Origin of the sequence: Bradyrhizobium sp. ORS 278 (genome assembly GCF_000026145.1) — a bacterium.
GTDB lineage: Bacteria > Pseudomonadota > Alphaproteobacteria > Rhizobiales > Xanthobacteraceae > Bradyrhizobium.
In genome coordinates, this window is the sequence record NC_009445.1 from 419,717 (window position 1) to 436,004 (window position 16,288).

Sequence of the window (16,288 nt, forward strand, 5' to 3'; positions counted from 1 at the left end):
CAAGGTGTGAGGTCCTAACGTCATAGCGGCCTCGTGCCCGGGGCCTGGCGGAGATGGAGACCGATGCTGCGCCGCCTGCTTCAGCCGTTCTGGATCCTCCTCGCGATCATTTTCCTGATCGAGGCGTGGCTGTGGGACCATCTCGAGCCTATCGTGGCCCGGATCGTCGCCGCGATTCCGTTGCGCAGCCTCAAGCGCTGGCTCGCGGCACGGATCGAGACGCTGTCGCCAGCGCTGACCTTGTTGGTCTTCATCGTGCCGTTCGTGCTGCTGTTTCCGCTCAAGCTGGTGGGCATGTGGCTGCTGATGCATCACCAGTGGAAGCTGGCGTTGCTGACGATCGTGTTCGGCAAGATGGTCGGCGTCGGCATCACCGCCTTCATCTTCGACGTGACGCGCCACAAGCTGCTGCAGATGGGCTGGTTCGCCTGGCTGTATGAGTCGGTCCTGACGCTGCGCCGCCGAGCCGCCGAGTTGGTCGACCCGATCAAGCAGCGCATCCGCGACATCGTCCGCGACGTGCTCCGCACCAACACCAGCGGCTGGTCGTCCCGCGTGCTCCGCCAGATTCTGCGCTTCCGCCGCAGCGTACAGGCGCGGTGACGTTTCAAAGTGCGGCGGCGCAGTTCGTGCCACCATCGCCGTTATTCCGGGGCAATCGTCAGAGCGCAAAGCGCGCTGACGATTGAACCCGTAATCTCGCGATTGTTGAGAATGAACGCAAGCCAAGCTCGAGATTCCGGGATCAAGGCCTGCGGCCTTGCCCCGGAAGGACGTGGCGTGACTTCCCCTAAGCTGTCGCTCCCGACCTCAATGCAGATGCAGCAGATGCGGCTGGAATAGCCCGAGCAAGGTCATCGCAATGCCGACCAGCGCGAGGCCGCCCGATACCCAGGCCAGCACGATCATACCTGTGATGATCGTCGCCGAGGCCAGCACGATACCGATCTGGAAGGCGGCCGAGGCGAGTTCGTAGTGGTGGTATTTGGCGGTCGCTTCGTCGCGCTCGTGCTCGGCGTGCTTGGCGCGTTCCGCGAGCTGCTCGCTGCCTTCGCCGGTCTCCGGCTCCGAGCGGTAACGGGCGGCATTCTTCTGCCAATCGTCGATCTGTTTCTGCAGCGCGGCCTTTGATGCATCATCCGGCAGCGCCGGCAGGTTCAGCTTGCCCTGTTCGGCCGCCGTCTGTACCACCGTGCGACGCACGGTCTTAGCCTGGAAGAAGGCCCAGAGGTTGGACGCCTCGACGTTCTTGCTGATCGATTCGGTCTGCGCACCTTTGCCCAGCGTTTCCGACAACGCCAGGAACAGCGCGATCACCGCGATCAGCAGGGCAATCTTCTTGTTCTCGCCCGATGCGTGCTCGGCGTGCTCCGCATGCTCCATGCTCTCATGTGCGCTCATCTGTTCCCCTCCGGATCAAGCGAGGGAACGATTGCCGGAAGCTCGGTGGTCGCGCAAGGGAAAGGATGTGACGGAACGGTGTCACCGCCGCGGATGCGCCGACGCGTAGACCTGCAGCAGCCGCTCCGAATCGATGCCGGTGTAGACCTGTGTGGTCGACAGCGAGGCGTGCCCGAGCAGCTCCTGGATCGCGCGCAAATCGCCGCCGCGCGACAACAGATGCGTCGCGAAGGAATGGCGCAGCGCGTGCGGCGTGGCGCTGTCCGGCAGGCCGAGCGCGCCGCGCAGCCGCTCCATCGCCAGCTGGATGATGCGCGGGCTCAGCGGACCGCCCTTGGCGCCGAGAAACATCGGGCCCTCGGCGGGCAGCGGGTAGGGGCACAGACGTGCGTATTCATCGATCAGCGCAAGCACGTTCTGCAGCACCGGCACCATGCGGGTCTTGTTGCCCTTGCCGGTCACGATCAGCACGTCGCCTTCGCCGGGGCGCGGCACCTCGCGCCGCTTCAGGCCGAGCGCCTCGGAGATGCGCAGGCCTGAGCCATAGAGCAGGGCCATTACGGCGGCGTCGCGCGCCAGCACCCAGGTCTCGCGTGACTCGCCGGCGCGCTCGTCGGCGTCCGTGAGACGCTTGGCGGAGTCCATCGGCAGCGGCTTCGGCAGGCTCTTGGCGATCTTTGGCGCGCGCACGCCTGCAAGTGCGCCGACCTTGCCCTGGCCCTCGCGCTCCAGGAAGCGGCCGAACGAGCGCAGGCCCGCCAAGGTCCGCATCAGGGATCGGCCGGCGATGTCGTCGGCGCGGCGCATCGCCATGAAAGCGCGGATGTCGGAGGCCTCCAGCGCGGCGAAGCGCGGGAGCGTGACCGGCTCGCCCCAATGCGTGCAGAGGAATTGCAGGCATTGCCGGAGGTCGCGCGCATAGGCCTCGACCGTCTTCGGCGACAGCCGCCGTTCGCTGCGCAAATGCGCCAGCCACTGCGTCATGGCGCGTACGACGCCGTCGTCGGCACCGATGAGGTCGGGGAGGTCGGGCGCGTTGTCAGTCGCTTCTGCCGTCTTTGCCATCGATCACGCACACCTGCCGACTCATCGTCCTGATGACGTCGAACGCATTCAGCGGCATGCGCGGTGTACCCTCTCCTCTTGTGGGAGAGGGTGGCTTCGATGCGGCAGCATCGAAGCCGGGTGAGGGGTCTGCATCCGCGGAGACAGACCCCTCACCCGGCGCGAATTCGCTCCGCTCATTCTCGCCACCCTCTCCCACAAGGGGAGAGGGTGCACCGCCGACGCCGAAAGTGCTCGACCTCATCTCATGACGATCCCATATATCGCATCCTCGTCCTTTACCGTTCGCTAACTTTGCCGGGCGGCTTTCGCTTCCATCCGAGCAAGGCTATCTCCGCCCTCATGGACCGCCCGACCGATCTCTTTCCAGGTGCCACCAGCGCGGCCGGCGTGGTCGACGTGCTGGTTCCGGTCGCGCTCGATCACACCTATTCCTACCGCGTGCCGCGCGGCATGGCGCTGAAGCCGGGCGATGTGGTCGGTGTGCCGCTCGGCCCCCGCGAGGTGCTGGCAGTCGTATGGGCCGAGAACGCCAATCCCGATCCGCGCCTGCACAACCGGCTCAAGGACGTCAGCGAAAAGCTCGATGTGCCGCCGCTCAAGCCGGAGCTGCGGTCGCTGGTCGACTGGGTCGCCAATTACACGCTGTCGCCGCGCGGCATGGTGCTGCGGATGGCCCTGCGCATGGGCGAGCATCTCGGCCCCGAGCGGGTCCGGCTCGGCGTCCGCCTAGTCGGCGAGCCCCCGAAGCGCCTGACGCCGGCGCGGCGGCGGGTGATCGAGGCGGTGTCGGACGGCTTGCTGCATGGCAAGTCCGATCTCGTCCGCGAGATCGGCGTCTCTGCGAGCGTGATCGACGGCCTGGTCGACGAGGGGACGCTGACTGTCGAAGCCATGCCGCGCGTGCTGCCGCCGCCGACGCCCGATCCGTCCTTCGCGCAGCCGGAGTTCTTCGATGCCCAGCTCGCCGGCGTCGAGGCCATGCGGGCTCTGGCGGCGTGCGGCACCTTCAACGTCGCGCTGCTCGACGGCGTCACCGGCTCCGGCAAGACCGAGGTGTATTTCGAGGCCGTGGCCGAGACGGTCCGGCGCGGCCGGCAGTCGCTGATCCTGATGCCGGAGATCGCGCTGACAGGGCAGTTTCTCGAGCGCTTCTCGCGCCGCTTCGGCGTGCGTCCCCTGGAATGGCATTCCGAGCTGACGCCGCGTACCCGCCAGCGCAATTGGGCGGCGATTGCCGCCGGCGAGGCGCCGGTCGTGGTCGGCGCGCGCTCGGCGCTGTTCCTGCCCTATGCCGATCTTGGTCTCATCGTCGTCGATGAGGAGCACGACCAGGCCTACAAGCAGGACGAGGGCGCGCATTACCACGCCCGCGACATGGCGGTGGTGCGCGGCCATATCGCCAAGTTTCCGGTGGTGCTGGCCTCCGCGACGCCCTCGGTCGAGACCGAGGTCAATGCCCGCAAGGGCCGCTACCAGCGCGTCGCGCTGCCGTCGCGCTTCGGCGGCCAGCACATGCCGCATATCGAGGCCATCGATCTCCGCCGCGAGCCGCCGCCGCGCGGCCGCTACGTCTCGCCGCGGCTGGCCGGCCATATCCGCACCGCGATCGAGCGCGGCGAGCAGGCGCTCTTGTTCCTGAACCGCCGCGGCTATGCGCCGCTGACCCTGTGCCGCGCCTGCGGCCACCGCTTCGCCTGCACCATCTGCGACGCCTGGCTGGTCGACCACCGATTTCGGCAGCGGTTGGTCTGTCATCACTGCGGGTTCTCGATGGCGCGGCCGCCGACCTGTCCGCATTGCGCGGCCGAGGAGTCGCTGGTCGCCGTCGGTCCCGGCGTGGAGCGGCTGCAGGAGGAGGCGGCGGCGCTGTTTCCGGACGCCCGCAGCATGGTGCTGTCGAGCGACCTGATCACCTCGATCGAGACCATGCGCGCGGAGCTGACGGCGATCGCGGAGGGCCGCGTCGATCTCATCATCGGTACCCAGCTCGTGGCCAAGGGCCACAACTTCCCGCGGCTCAATCTGGTCGGGGTGGTCGACGCCGATCTCGGCCTCGGGAATGGCGATCCGCGCGCCGCCGAGCGCACCTGGCAACTTCTCAACCAGGTGATCGGTCGCGCCGGCCGCGAGCAGGGACGTGGCCGCGGCTATCTGCAGACCCACCAGCCCGAGCACCCCGTGATGAAGGCGCTGGTCGCCTGCGACCGCGAGGCGTTCTACACCAGCGAGATCGAGGCGCGCGAACGCACCGGCTATCCGCCGTTCGGCCGGCTGGCAAGCCTGATCATCTCGGCCGGCGACCGGCCGACAGCGGAAGGATTTGCGAGACGGCTGGTGGCGTCAGCGCCGCGGGAAGAGGGCGTCCTGCTGCTCGGCCCGGCCGAGGCGCCGCTGGCCGTCATCAAGGGCCGCTACCGTTTCCGGTTGCTGCTCAAGTCGGCGCGCAATTTCGATCTGTCGGATTACCTGCGCCACTGGCTGGCGCATGCCGAGAAGCCCAAGGGCAACCTCAAGCTCGAGGTCGACGTCGACCCGCAGAGCTTCTTGTAGCGCAAGGCGGTCTCTCCGACGTCATTGCGAGCGCAGCGAAGCAATCCAGGGGCCGGGGTGGGACTCTGGATTGCTTCGTCGCTTCGCTCCTCGCAATGACGCGCGGATAGATAGGTGTCTTACGACACGACCTCGGCGGTCACGCGGCCGACGCCCGAGCGGGTCAGGCCGATGGCGCGGGCGGCGCCGGTCGAGAGGTCGAGCACGCGGCCGCGGATGAACGGACCACGATCATTGACGGTGACGATGACGCTGTTGCCGCCGTGGGTGACGCGCAGCTTGGTGCCGAACGGCAGCGAGCGGTGGGCGCAGGTCATGGCGTTGGCGTTCATGCGCTGGCCGGAGGCGGTGCGGCTGCCGGACTCGTTGCCGTAGTAGGACGCCATGCCCGAGAAGGTGCGGCCGGTGCCGGACGTCGGCGCGACCGAGGCATTGGAATTCATCCAGGACGAGTTGTTCGACCAGCCGTTAGAAAAGGAGTCTGCTGCGGGCTGAGCAGCCTGGCGCGCCATGTGATGATGATGGCGAGCGTGATGATGGTGATGGTGCCTGGAGCGGGCCGAGGCTTCGGTGGCGGTGCCACCGACGATCAGCGTCACGGCAACGGCGAGTGCGGTACGCGAGCCGGCGATCTTGCCAGCCGAGAGGTTGTTGAGTTTCAGCATCGATGTCCCTCGAAACAGTATTGCTGCGTTCTGCAGCCAGTGGACCCCCGTCAGGTGTTGAGGCGCGCGCCGTTTGCTGGCGCAATGAGGCACGAATGGGGCAGTAGAAATTGTTCCGCCGGGATCGAATTATCTTAGGAGAGGTGCTCTTCATCACAGAAAATTCCGTAATCTGATACTTTAACACTTCGTTAACTAATAAATACTTTCGTTTACTGTCGAGTTAAGTTCTCGTTGAGCTTGACGGCCTCTTGACAAGTAATGCTGGCCTGAATGGGCGCTGGCCGCCCAACCTTACCCAAGCACCGTGCAAGCCCAGACGGACATAGCGGTCATGCAGCAACAGCTGGAACGGAAATCCTGAACGACGGTATCCCGGGCCGGTCTAGCGCGGTGAGCTGGAAAGCGCGCGCTTGGGCTGCTTGAGATCGCCAGCTGCAGCGCGGCAACAACGTGCCGAATAGCGGGCCACCGCTTGTTGCGGCTGCGCGTACGCTATGTTAGCAAAGCGCCGCTTTTCGTGATCAAGCCGCTCCCGCGGCGATCGAAAATCAAAGTCCTGCTTGAATTCCAAGGGCTTAACCGGTTTGCGCTGCAGCGGCGCTCCGGTTTCCCTCTTGTGGGTTGGGCACTTATATAAAGAGCGCGCCTGTGGCTGCTGAAGATCCCTCCGTATCCGGTGTGTCCGGTCGTTACGCGACGGCCCTGTTTGAATTGGCCCGTGACGAAAAGTCCGTCGATGCGGTCAAGGCCGATCTCGACAAATTCAATGCTCTTCTCGACGAGAGTGCCGATCTGAAGCGTCTGGTCCGCAGCCCCGTGTTCGGCGCCGATACACAGCTCAAGGCGCTCAACGCGGTGCTCGACAAGGCCGGCATCGCCGGTGTCGCCGCCAACGTGCTGCGCGTGCTGACCACCAATCGCCGCCTGTTCGCGGTGGCCGACGTGATCCGCGCCTTCAATGCGCTGGTCGCCAAATACAAGGGTGAAGCCACGGCCGACGTCACCGTCGCCGAGCCGATCTCCGACAAGAATCTCGACGCCTTGAAGGCCGCCCTGAAGACGGTGACCGGCAAGGACGTCGCGCTCAACGTGAAAGTCGATCCAGCGATTATCGGCGGGCTCGTCGTCAAGCTCGGCAGCCGCATGATCGATAGTTCGCTTCGCACCAAACTCAACTCGATCAAGCACGCGATGAAAGAGGCAGGCTGATGGACATCCGCGCCGCGGAAATTTCCGCGATCCTCAAGGACCAGATCAAGAATTTCGGGCAGGAAGCCGAAGTCACCGAAGTCGGGCAGGTGCTGTCCGTCGGTGACGGTATCGCCCGCGTCTACGGTCTCGACAACGTCCAGGCCGGTGAAATGGTCGAGTTCGAGAACGGCACCCGCGGCATGGCGCTGAACCTCGAGACCGACAATGTCGGCGTCGTCATCTTCGGCGCCGACCGCGAGATCAAGGAAGGCCAGACCGTCAAGCGCACCCGCGCCATCGTCGACGCGCCCGTCGGCAAGGGCCTGCTCGGCCGCGTCGTCGACGCCCTCGGCAACCCGATCGACGGCAAGGGCCCGATCCAGTTCACCGAGCGCAAGCGCGTCGACGTCAAGGCGCCCGGCATCATTCCGCGCAAGTCGGTCAACGAGCCGATGGCCACCGGCCTGAAGGCGATCGACGCCCTGATCCCGATCGGCCGCGGCCAGCGCGAGCTGATCATCGGCGACCGTCAGACCGGCAAGACCGCGATCGCGCTCGACACCATCCTGAACCAGAAGCCGCTCAACGCCCAGCCTGACGAGAAGATCAAGCTGTACTGCGTCTATGTGGCCGTCGGTCAGAAGCGTTCGACCGTCGCCCAGTTCGTGAAGGTGCTGGAAGAGCAGGGCGCGCTGGAATACTCGATCGTGGTCGCCGCGACCGCGTCCGATCCGGCCCCGATGCAGTACCTGGCGCCGTTCACCGGCTGCACCATGGGCGAGTACTTCCGCGACAACGGCATGCACGCCGTCATCATCTATGACGACCTCTCCAAGCAGGCCGTCGCCTACCGCCAGATGTCGCTGCTGCTGCGCCGTCCGCCGGGCCGCGAGGCCTATCCGGGCGACGTGTTCTACCTGCACTCCCGCCTGCTCGAGCGCGCCGCCAAGCTGAACGAGACCCAGGGTGCGGGCTCGCTGACCGCTCTGCCAGTCATCGAAACCCAGGCCAACGACGTGTCGGCCTACATCCCGACCAACGTCATCTCGATCACCGACGGCCAGATCTTCCTGGAAACCGACCTGTTCTTCCAGGGCATCCGCCCCGCCGTGAACGTCGGTCTGTCGGTGTCGCGCGTCGGCTCGTCGGCGCAGACCAAGGCGATGAAGAAGGTCGCCGGCAAGATCAAGGGCGAGCTGGCGCAGTACCGCGAAATGGCGGCCTTCGCCCAGTTCGGCTCCGACCTCGACGCGGCGACCCAGCGCCTGCTGAACCGCGGCTCGCGCCTGACCGAGCTCCTGAAACAGCCGCAGTTCTCGCCGCTGAAGATGGAAGAGCAGGTGTGCGTGATCTGGGCCGGCACCAACGGCTTCCTCGACGGTCTTCCGCTCAACAAGGTCCGCGCCTTCGAGGACGGCCTGCTGTCGCTGCTGCGCGGCAAGCACGCCGACCTCTTGAACACGATCCGCGACACGCGCGATCTGTCGGATGACAGCGCGGCCAAGCTGAAGGCTGCGGTCGAAGGTTTTGCCAAGACCTTCTCCTGATCCGACCGGGAGGCGGTGGCCGGCATGCCAGGCCACCCCACGTCATCAGACGTGGACCAAGACGTCACGCCAGGCGCACGGCCTGGCGCTTAGGGATTAGATGGGTTGAGCGGCAAGGTTCCCACGGGATCGGCCGCCGGGGTGAGCTAACAAGCCATGGCGTCACTGAAAGATATGCGCGTCCGCATCGCCTCGACCAAGGCGACGCAGAAGATCACCAAGGCCATGCAGATGGTCGCGGCCTCGAAGCTGCGCCGCGCGCAGCTGGCGGCCGAGGCGGCGCGTCCCTATGCCGAGAAGATGGACGCTGTCATCTCGAACATCGCGGCCGCTTCCGCCGGATCGCCCGCGAGTTCGAAGCTGCTGGCCGGCACCGGTCGTGACCAGGTCCACCTGCTGCTGGTCTGCACCGGCGAGCGCGGCCTGTCCGGCGCGTTCAACTCGTCGATCGTGCGCCTCGCCCGAGAGCGCGCGCTGGCCCTGATGAACCAGGGCAAGGACGTGAAGTTCTTCTGCGTCGGCCGGAAGGGCTACGAGCAGCTGCGTCGCCAGTTCGAGAAGCAGATCATCGCCCATGTCGATTTGCGCTCGGTGCGCCAGATCGGCTTCGTGCATGCCGAGGATATCGCCAAGCAGGTGATCGCCCGCTTCGACGCCGGCGAGTTCGACGTCTGCACGCTGTTCTATTCGCGCTTCAAGTCGGTCATCGCGCAGATCCCGACCGCGCAGCAGATCATCCCGCTGGTGGTCGAGGCGCCCGCCGCCAACGCCGCGCCGGTCGCGCTCTACGAGTACGAGCCGGAGGAGGACGAGATCCTGTCCGCGCTGCTGCCGCGCAACGTCGGCGTCCAGATCTTCCGCGCGCTGCTCGAGAACAACGCCTCGTTCTACGGCGCGCAGATGTCGGCGATGGACAACGCCACCCGCAACGCCGGTGAGATGATCCGCAAGCAGACGCTGGTCTACAACCGCACGCGTCAGGCGATGATCACCAAGGAACTGATCGAAATCATTTCGGGCGCCGAGGCGGTCTAACCGCGCAGCGCCCGCTGGAAGAAAATACGTTCAAGTTTCGCGGTCCCACGGACTGCGCCTGAAATTCGGATCGTAAGGAGAGAGATGAGATGGCTACCGCAGCCAACCAGATCGGTCGCGTCACCCAGGTGATCGGCGCTGTCGTCGACGTTCAGTTCGAAGGTCACCTGCCCGCAATTCTCAACTCGCTGGAAACGAAGAACGGCGGCAACCGCCTCGTGCTCGAGGTCGCGCAGCATCTCGGTGAATCCACCGTGCGCGCGATCGCGATGGACACGACCGAAGGTCTGGTCCGTGGCCAGGAAGTGACCGACACCGGCGCTCCGATCCGCGTTCCCGTCGGCGAAGGCACGCTCGGCCGCATCATCAACGTGATCGGCGAGCCGATCGACGAAGCCGGCCCGGTGAAGGCCGACAACGTCCGCGCCATTCACCAGGAAGCGCCGACCTACACCGACCAGTCGACCGAGGCCGAGATCCTCGTGACCGGCATCAAGGTCGTCGACCTGCTCGCCCCCTACGCCAAGGGCGGCAAGATCGGTCTGTTCGGCGGCGCCGGCGTCGGCAAGACCGTGCTGATTCAGGAGCTGATCAACAACGTCGCCAAGGCACACGGCGGCTACTCGGTGTTCGCCGGCGTCGGTGAGCGCACCCGCGAGGGCAACGACCTCTATCACGAGTTCATCGAGTCCAAGGTCAATGCCGATCCGCACAACCCGGATCCGAGCGTGAAGTCGAAGTGCGCGCTGGTGTTCGGCCAGATGAACGAGCCGCCGGGCGCCCGCGCCCGCGTCGCGCTCACCGGTCTGACCATCGCGGAAGACTTCCGCGACAAGGGCCAGGACGTGCTGTTCTTCGTCGACAACATCTTCCGCTTCACCCAGGCCGGCTCGGAAGTGTCGGCGCTGCTCGGCCGTATTCCTTCGGCGGTGGGTTATCAGCCGACGCTCGCCACCGACATGGGCGCGCTGCAGGAGCGCATCACCACCACCACCAAGGGCTCGATCACCTCGGTGCAGGCCATCTACGTGCCGGCCGACGACTTGACCGACCCGGCCCCGGCGACGTCGTTCGCGCACTTGGACGCGACCACGACGCTGTCGCGCTCGATCGCCGAAAAGGGCATCTACCCGGCCGTCGACCCGCTCGACTCGACGTCGCGCATGCTCTCCCCGCTGGTCGTCGGCGAGGAGCACTATGCGGTCGCCCGCCAGGTGCAGCAGGTGCTTCAGCGCTACAAGGCGCTGCAGGACATCATCGCCATCCTGGGCATGGACGAGCTCTCGGAAGAGGACAAGCTGACTGTCGCGCGCGCCCGCAAGGTCGAGCGCTTCATGTCGCAGCCGTTCCACGTCGCCGAAATCTTCACGGGATCGCCGGGCAAGTTCGTCGAGCTCGCCGACACCATCAAGGGCTTCAAGGGCCTGGTGGAAGGCAAGTACGACCACCTGCCGGAGGCTGCCTTCTACATGGTCGGCACCATCGAAGAGGCGGTCGAGAAGGGCAAGAAGCTGGCGGCGGAAGCCGCCTAAGAGGCGAATAGCGAAGCGGGAGTAGCGAATAGAACGATCTCATTCGCTGCTCCCTTCCTCCCTACTCGCTGTTCGCTATCCGCTATTCGCAGGTTTCCTCATGGCAACTTTCCACTTCGATCTCGTCTCGCCGGAAAAGATCGCCTTCTCGGGCGAGGTCGATCAGGTCGACGTTCCCGGCCAGGAGGGTGATTTCGGCGTGCTCGCAGGTCACGCGCCGTTCGTCGCCACCTTGCGCCCGGGCATTCTGACGGTCACGACCGGCGGCACACAGCAGAAGATCATCGTGCTCGGCGGCCTCGCCGAGATCTCGGAGAAGGGACTGACCATCCTCGCCGACGTCGCGACGTCGCTGAAGGAGCTGGACCAGACCGCCTTCGCGACGGAGATTTCGGGGATGGAAGCCAAGCTGAACGAGAAGCAGGGTGACGAGCTCGATCGTGCGATCGAGCGGCTCGACCACTTCAAGACGATCCAGCAGCAGCTGAACACGACGGCCCTGCACTGACCCATCCGCAGCGATCCTAAACGGATATTCATGGCCGGGCTTTGCCCGGCCATTTTCGTCTCCGGGCTCGAACGTGGCGCCGCGACGCGTGACTACTTCAAGGAAAGCCGGTTGCGCGGCCGCCGATCCGGCGGCATTCTCCCGGCCGTTCGGATCAGCGTGGTGAGATGGCAGGGCAGATCGTCTTGAAGCGCAAGATTGCCGCGATATTCGCAGCTGACATTGCAGGCTACTCCCGCCTCGTCGCCGAGGATGAAGAAGAGACGCTGCGGCGTCTGGCGGCCTATCGCGAGGTCGTCGACGACTTCATCGCCCGGGCCGGCGGCCGCATCTTCAACACTGCCGGCGACGCCGTGCTTGCGGAGTTTCCGAGCGCCGTCGAGGCGGTGCGCTGCGCGATCGACATCCAGGAGAGCCTGCGCACGCGCAACATGGCTTATCCGCCGAGCCGCCAGATGAGCTACCGCATCGGCATCACCATCGGCGACGTCGTCGAGCGCGACGGTGATCTGCTCGGCGACGGTGTGAACATCGCCGCACGGCTCGAGGGCCTCGCCGATGTCGGCGGCATCTGCATCTCGCGCGCGGTGCACGAGCAGGTCGCCAACAAGCTGTCGGTGCAATTCGCCGACATGGGCGCCCGCGAGGTCAAAAACATCCCGACGCCGGTGCACGCCTATCGCGTGGCGATGCGCCGCGAGGACGGCACCTACGCGGCGCCCCAGGACAAGACCAAGCCCCCGTCTGTCGCCAAACGCCTGCTCAAGGCCGGCGTCGCCATTGTCGTCCTGATGGTTGCGGTCGGCGTCGGAACAGCGCTCTACCTCGATCACCGCGATCCGCCGTCGTCGCAGCCGGATGCCGCCAAGTCCGCGGCGGCGGCGCTGTCGCGGTTGTCGGCGAAGCCGGGTTCATCCGGCGGTGCCACATCGCCGGTCTCGCTGTCTCCCGAGCCCGCGGCAGCGACGCCCGCGCCGCAGCCCTCGGCCCAACCCTCGCCGATCGTCACGGCCGAAAAATTCGTGCCCGACGCCGTGCCGTTCGTCGGCGAGCGCACCCGTATCGCGCTGGCGCGCGACTATGTTCCGGCGCCGGGCGCCAAGGCGTTCGCGACCACTGTCAACGGCGTCAGCGCCTACGTCACGGGGCAGCCGAGCGAAGAGGCGGCCAAGGCCGCGGCGTTGGAGCAGTGTCACCAGCGCGCCGAGTCCTCGACCAGCTTGCATAAATGCGAGCTCTATGCGGTCGGCGACACCATCGTCTACCCGCATGGCAAGCCGCCCCTGCCGCCGCTGCCATGGGTGCGCCACGACCCGACGACGGAGCGCGCGTTCAACGCAGCCGAGATGCCGCTGGCGCGCGATCCTGGGCGCGCGCGACTGGAGGCGAATTACGGCAATGCGCGGCGGACCAAGGCCATCGCGCTGGGCCCAGGCGGGCAGTTCGTCTACTTCGTCGGCGGCGATCTGGCCGACGACGTGGTCCGGCGCAGTCTCGAATCCTGCGGTGCCCAGGCCGGGACGCCCTGCCTGATCGTCGCGCTGGATGACGCGTTCGTGGTGCCGGTGCCGACGGTGATGAAGGCAACCGGCTTCTTTCACGCCGCCAGCCACACCGCGATCGCCGCTGACGCCCGCGACGAGGTCGCGCGGCGCCTCGCCGCCGCATCCTCCGGCTGGAACGCGATCGCGGTCGGGACATCAGGCCATCCCGGCTACGGCCTGAACGGCGACCGCGAGGAGACCGCGATCGGCGGCGCGCTGGCCGATTGCTCGACGCGCGACCAGGACTGCCGCGTGATCGCGATCGGCCCGTTCACGGTCGAGGATAATTAGTCTACCAGACAATCGCGCGATGAGGCGTCAACGCGCATTCGACTTCGACACGATATTTGGATCGTGGGCTCGTTCAGGTGCTCGTGAATGCGCCCTCTCCCCTTGTGGGAGAGGGCACTTAGGACAGCGCGGCCCACTCGGTTGGGTGAGGGGTCTCTCTCGACGAGTGCCGCTCGCGGAGCCGACCCCTCACCCAACCGCATGCGCGGAAGGTCGGTGATGCCCTCTCCCACAAGGGGAGAGGGCGCTGCATCTGGCTGCGCACCGACTACCTATTAGTGCACTTCACTGGTTCACTCACGCCGCCAGATGCGCGAACGCCTCTGCTACCGCGCGATACACCTCGCGCCGGAACGGCACCACCAGGTCCGGCACGCGCGCCAGCCGTTCCCAGCGCCAGGCGTCGAACTCGGCCGGCTGGCCGTTGCGCGGCGTCACCGGATCGATGTCGGCCTCGCGGCCGGTGAAGCGCATCGCGAACCATTTCTGGCGCTGCCCGCGGAAGCGGGCGAGGCGGTGGTTGGGGTCTTCGAACGGCGGAAACTCGTAAGTCAACCAGTCGGTCTCGGCGAGAATGTCGGCGTCGCGGATGCCGGTCTCCTCCCACAGCTCGCGCCGCGCCGCCGCCTGCAGATCCTCGCCCGCGTCGACGCCACCCTGCGGCATCTGCCATTCGAGGCCGGGCAGGACGATCTCCGGGCCGTCGTCGCGAAAGCGGCGCCCGAGGAAGACGAGGCCGTCGGCATTCAACAAGGCGATGCCGACATTCGGGCGATAGGGTCTGGTCTCGGTCATGCTCGCATCCATGGTCTGCGCGTCGCATAGCAGCGCAGCGTGACGGCGGTGTCGCGGCGGGTCTGCAGGGATGCCGTGCAACGGCCGTGCAGATCGCGCCGAGCGGTCGATGGGGATGGTCGAAGCCCGAAGCGCGCTCAGCCGCCCGCCAGCGTCGCGAATTCCTTGGCCACCCGCTCATAGACCGGCCGCTTGAATGGCACGATCAGCGTCGGCAGGTTCTGCAGCGGCTCCCAGCGCCAGGTGATGAACTCCGCCTTGTGGTGGCCGCCGCCAGGGTGTTCGACGTCGATCTCGGAATCCTTGCCGGTGAAGCGCAGCGCGAACCATTTCTGGCGCTGGCCGCGGTAGCGGCCCTTCCACGCCCGGCCGGCCACCGTGCGCGGGATGTCGTAGGTCAGCCAGTCGTCGATCTCGGCGAGCTTCTCGACCGAGCGGACGCTGGTCTCCTCATAAAGCTCGCGCTTGGCGGCTTCCCAGGCGTCCTCGCCGGGATCGACGCCGCCCTGCGGCATCTGCCAGACATGGGTGTCGTCGACATGCTCGATGCCTCCGGCGCGGCGACCGATGAACACCAGCCCTTCCGAGTTGATCAGCGCGATGCCGACGCAGGTGCGGTAGGGCAGGTCCTCGTAGCGCGTCATTCCGTCTCGGCCTTCCTGCGTTGCCCCGCCCCGTCGCGACAGACCCCGCGTCACGTCGCCGCCGCGGTGGCGTACGCTCGTTCAGTTCGATTTTGATTTCAGCATCGCCGTTGTCAATGGCACCAGCAGAATGCCCTTGCGGTCGAGACCCTTGATCCAGGTGCCGATCCGGTCGATCGAGACGGGCAGGGCGGAGGCGGTGCCGACGGCGACGCCGCGCTCCTTGGCGAGGCTCTCGAGCTTGGCCAGCGCGTTGTCGATTTCCACAGCCGTCGGCACCGCGTCGATCGCGACGTCGCCCTTTGCGAACGGCACGGCGCGGCCGGTCGCCAGCGATGCGGCCACGCTGCGCGGCGCGGCGCCGTCATCGAACAGCGCGAGCCCGCGCTTGGCGGCCTCGTTCACGATCGGCTGCATCGCGGTTTCCGTCGCCACGAACCGCGCGCCCATGAAATTGCCGATGCCGACATACCCTTGCAGCCGGCTCATGTGCCAGAACAGCCGGTCGATGTTCTGGTCCGGTCCAAGCGTGGCGAGCAGCGTCTGCGGGCCTGGATCGTTGTCGGGGTAGTCGTAGGGCTCCATCGGCACCTGGAGCAGGATCTCGTGGCGCTGCGCGCGGGCGCGTTCGGCCAGCTTGCTCGGATCGGAGCCATATGGCGTGAACGCCAGGGTCACCGCTGGCGGCAGCTTCATGATGGCATCGACGGTCTTGGCGGCGCCGATACCGAGGCCGCCGATGACGATCGCGACGGCCGGCATCCGCGCCGCCTTGGCGCGGTCGGCATCCGCCGCATAGGCGGTGAATGACTTCAGCCCGTCGGTCATGACCGGGATCATGCCGTAACGCGATTTCTCCAACAGGCGCGGATCGACGCCGGGCATCGGGTTGGCGGGGGCGGCGCCCGGCTCAGGCGTGTCGCGGCCGCCGGCGCCGATGGCAACCTCCTGCCGCGCGCCGCTGGAGCCGTCGATGATCGTGATCGTCTTGCGCTCGCCATCGGGCTTGGCGGCCGCCGCTGCGCCATGCTCGGACTTGGCATCGGACTTGGCATCGGGCTTGGCGGCGGCGTCCGGCTTGTCGCCTGGCTTGGCGCCCTCGTTGATCGCGACGCGCGCGACCGGCTCGCCGCCGAGCGGATTGTCGCCGAACAGCGCGAAGCCCGCGAACACGACAAGGATCAGGCCGAGCACCATGGCCAGCGCCTGAAGCGCCGTGAACGGAAGCCGAATGCGGCGCCTGCGACGCGTCTCAGTCTGCCCGAGCGGGGCGCTCAGTTCGTCGGCCGTCTCTGTCATCGAAAATCCCGAATCAATCGGGTCGACGATACCACGCCAGGGATTCGGGCGCAGGCGCAGTGTCTGCAGGCCCGTAAATCCGCGGAGAGCTGTGCAGACGCCAAAAGCAAAGGGCGGCCCTAAGGCCGCCCCTCAAACCGAATGCGAATAGACCTGTGCCCGATCAGCCGACCTGCTCAGTTCGCCCGCTCAGTTTGCCTTTTCAGTTTGCCTTT

The 16,288-nt window shown here is 66.4% G+C and carries 14 protein-coding genes; 8 read left to right on the forward strand and 6 right to left on the reverse strand.

Annotated features, from left to right (window positions below; all coding sequences use genetic code 11):
* Nucleotides 1-63: 63 nt before the first annotated feature.
* A complete protein-coding gene (locus tag BRADO_RS01950; RefSeq protein WP_041755996.1) occupies nt 64-603 on the forward strand; it encodes a hypothetical protein in 540 nt (179 codons plus the stop codon).
* 207 nt (nt 604-810) lie between these two features.
* On the opposite strand, the gene BRADO_RS01955 is transcribed toward BRADO_RS01950, so the two are convergent.
* Nucleotides 811-1,401, reverse strand: coding sequence for a DUF4337 domain-containing protein (locus tag BRADO_RS01955; protein WP_011923638.1), 591 nt, complete (start codon nt 1,399-1,401; stop codon nt 811-813).
* An 81-nt stretch (nt 1,402-1,482) separates the two neighbouring features.
* Entirely contained in the window at nt 1,483-2,466 is a 984-nt protein-coding gene (locus BRADO_RS01960) for a tyrosine recombinase XerC (protein WP_011923639.1), read from the reverse strand.
* A gap of 342 nt (nt 2,467-2,808) precedes the next feature.
* Here BRADO_RS01960 and BRADO_RS01965 point away from each other — a divergent pair, with 342 nt between their 5' ends.
* On the forward strand, nt 2,809-5,019 hold the full coding sequence (locus BRADO_RS01965) for a primosomal protein N' (protein ID WP_011923640.1): 2,211 nt from the start codon (nt 2,809-2,811) through the stop codon (nt 5,017-5,019).
* A gap of 119 nt (nt 5,020-5,138) precedes the next feature.
* Here the strand turns inward: BRADO_RS01965 and BRADO_RS01970 are convergent, their stop codons facing one another.
* Nucleotides 5,139-5,684: a septal ring lytic transglycosylase RlpA family protein gene (locus tag BRADO_RS01970; RefSeq protein ID WP_011923641.1), complete on the reverse strand. Its 546-nt coding sequence runs from the start codon at nt 5,682-5,684 to the stop codon at nt 5,139-5,141.
* A gap of 651 nt (nt 5,685-6,335) precedes the next feature.
* Here BRADO_RS01970 and BRADO_RS01975 point away from each other — a divergent pair.
* From BRADO_RS01975 to BRADO_RS02000, 6 genes are all read left to right on the forward strand, one after another.
* The gene (locus BRADO_RS01975; protein ID WP_041755997.1) at nt 6,336-6,896 is read left to right on the forward strand and encodes a F0F1 ATP synthase subunit delta; all 561 of its coding nucleotides are present in this window, start codon (nt 6,336-6,338) and stop codon (nt 6,894-6,896) included.
* Nucleotides 6,896-8,425, forward strand: a complete 1,530-nt coding sequence (gene atpA / locus BRADO_RS01980; protein ID WP_008961301.1) for a F0F1 ATP synthase subunit alpha — start codon at nt 6,896-6,898, stop codon at nt 8,423-8,425. Before BRADO_RS01975 ends, atpA begins: the two co-directional genes overlap by 1 nt.
* Nucleotides 8,426-8,581: 156 nt before the next feature.
* On the forward strand, nt 8,582-9,460 hold the full coding sequence (locus BRADO_RS01985) for a F0F1 ATP synthase subunit gamma (protein WP_011923643.1): 879 nt from the start codon (nt 8,582-8,584) through the stop codon (nt 9,458-9,460).
* 89 nt (nt 9,461-9,549) lie between these two features.
* On the forward strand, nt 9,550-10,992 hold the full coding sequence (gene atpD / locus BRADO_RS01990; protein WP_006609208.1) for a F0F1 ATP synthase subunit beta: 1,443 nt from the start codon (nt 9,550-9,552) through the stop codon (nt 10,990-10,992).
* A gap of 100 nt (nt 10,993-11,092) precedes the next feature.
* On the forward strand, nt 11,093-11,500 hold the full coding sequence (locus tag BRADO_RS01995) for a F0F1 ATP synthase subunit epsilon (protein WP_008961303.1): 408 nt from the start codon (nt 11,093-11,095) through the stop codon (nt 11,498-11,500).
* Nucleotides 11,501-11,667: 167 nt separating this feature from the next.
* A complete protein-coding gene (locus BRADO_RS02000; RefSeq protein WP_011923644.1) occupies nt 11,668-13,335 on the forward strand; it encodes an adenylate/guanylate cyclase domain-containing protein in 1,668 nt (555 codons plus the stop codon).
* Nucleotides 13,336-13,632: 297 nt separating this feature from the next.
* Here the strand turns inward: BRADO_RS02000 and BRADO_RS02005 are convergent, their stop codons facing one another.
* The 3 genes from BRADO_RS02005 to BRADO_RS02015 form a co-directional block, all read right to left on the reverse strand.
* Complete coding sequence (locus BRADO_RS02005) at nt 13,633-14,130, reverse strand: RNA pyrophosphohydrolase (RefSeq protein WP_041755998.1); 498 nt, start codon at nt 14,128-14,130, stop codon at nt 13,633-13,635.
* Nucleotides 14,131-14,267: 137 nt separating this feature from the next.
* Nucleotides 14,268-14,774 (reverse strand): RNA pyrophosphohydrolase, encoded by a 507-nt coding sequence (locus BRADO_RS02010; RefSeq protein WP_011923646.1) that lies wholly within the window; start codon nt 14,772-14,774, stop codon nt 14,268-14,270.
* Nucleotides 14,775-14,855: 81 nt separating this feature from the next.
* The gene (locus tag BRADO_RS02015) at nt 14,856-16,073 is read right to left on the reverse strand and encodes a divergent polysaccharide deacetylase family protein (RefSeq protein ID WP_011923647.1); all 1,218 of its coding nucleotides are present in this window, start codon (nt 16,071-16,073) and stop codon (nt 14,856-14,858) included.
* Nucleotides 16,074-16,288: the final 215 nt, after the last annotated feature.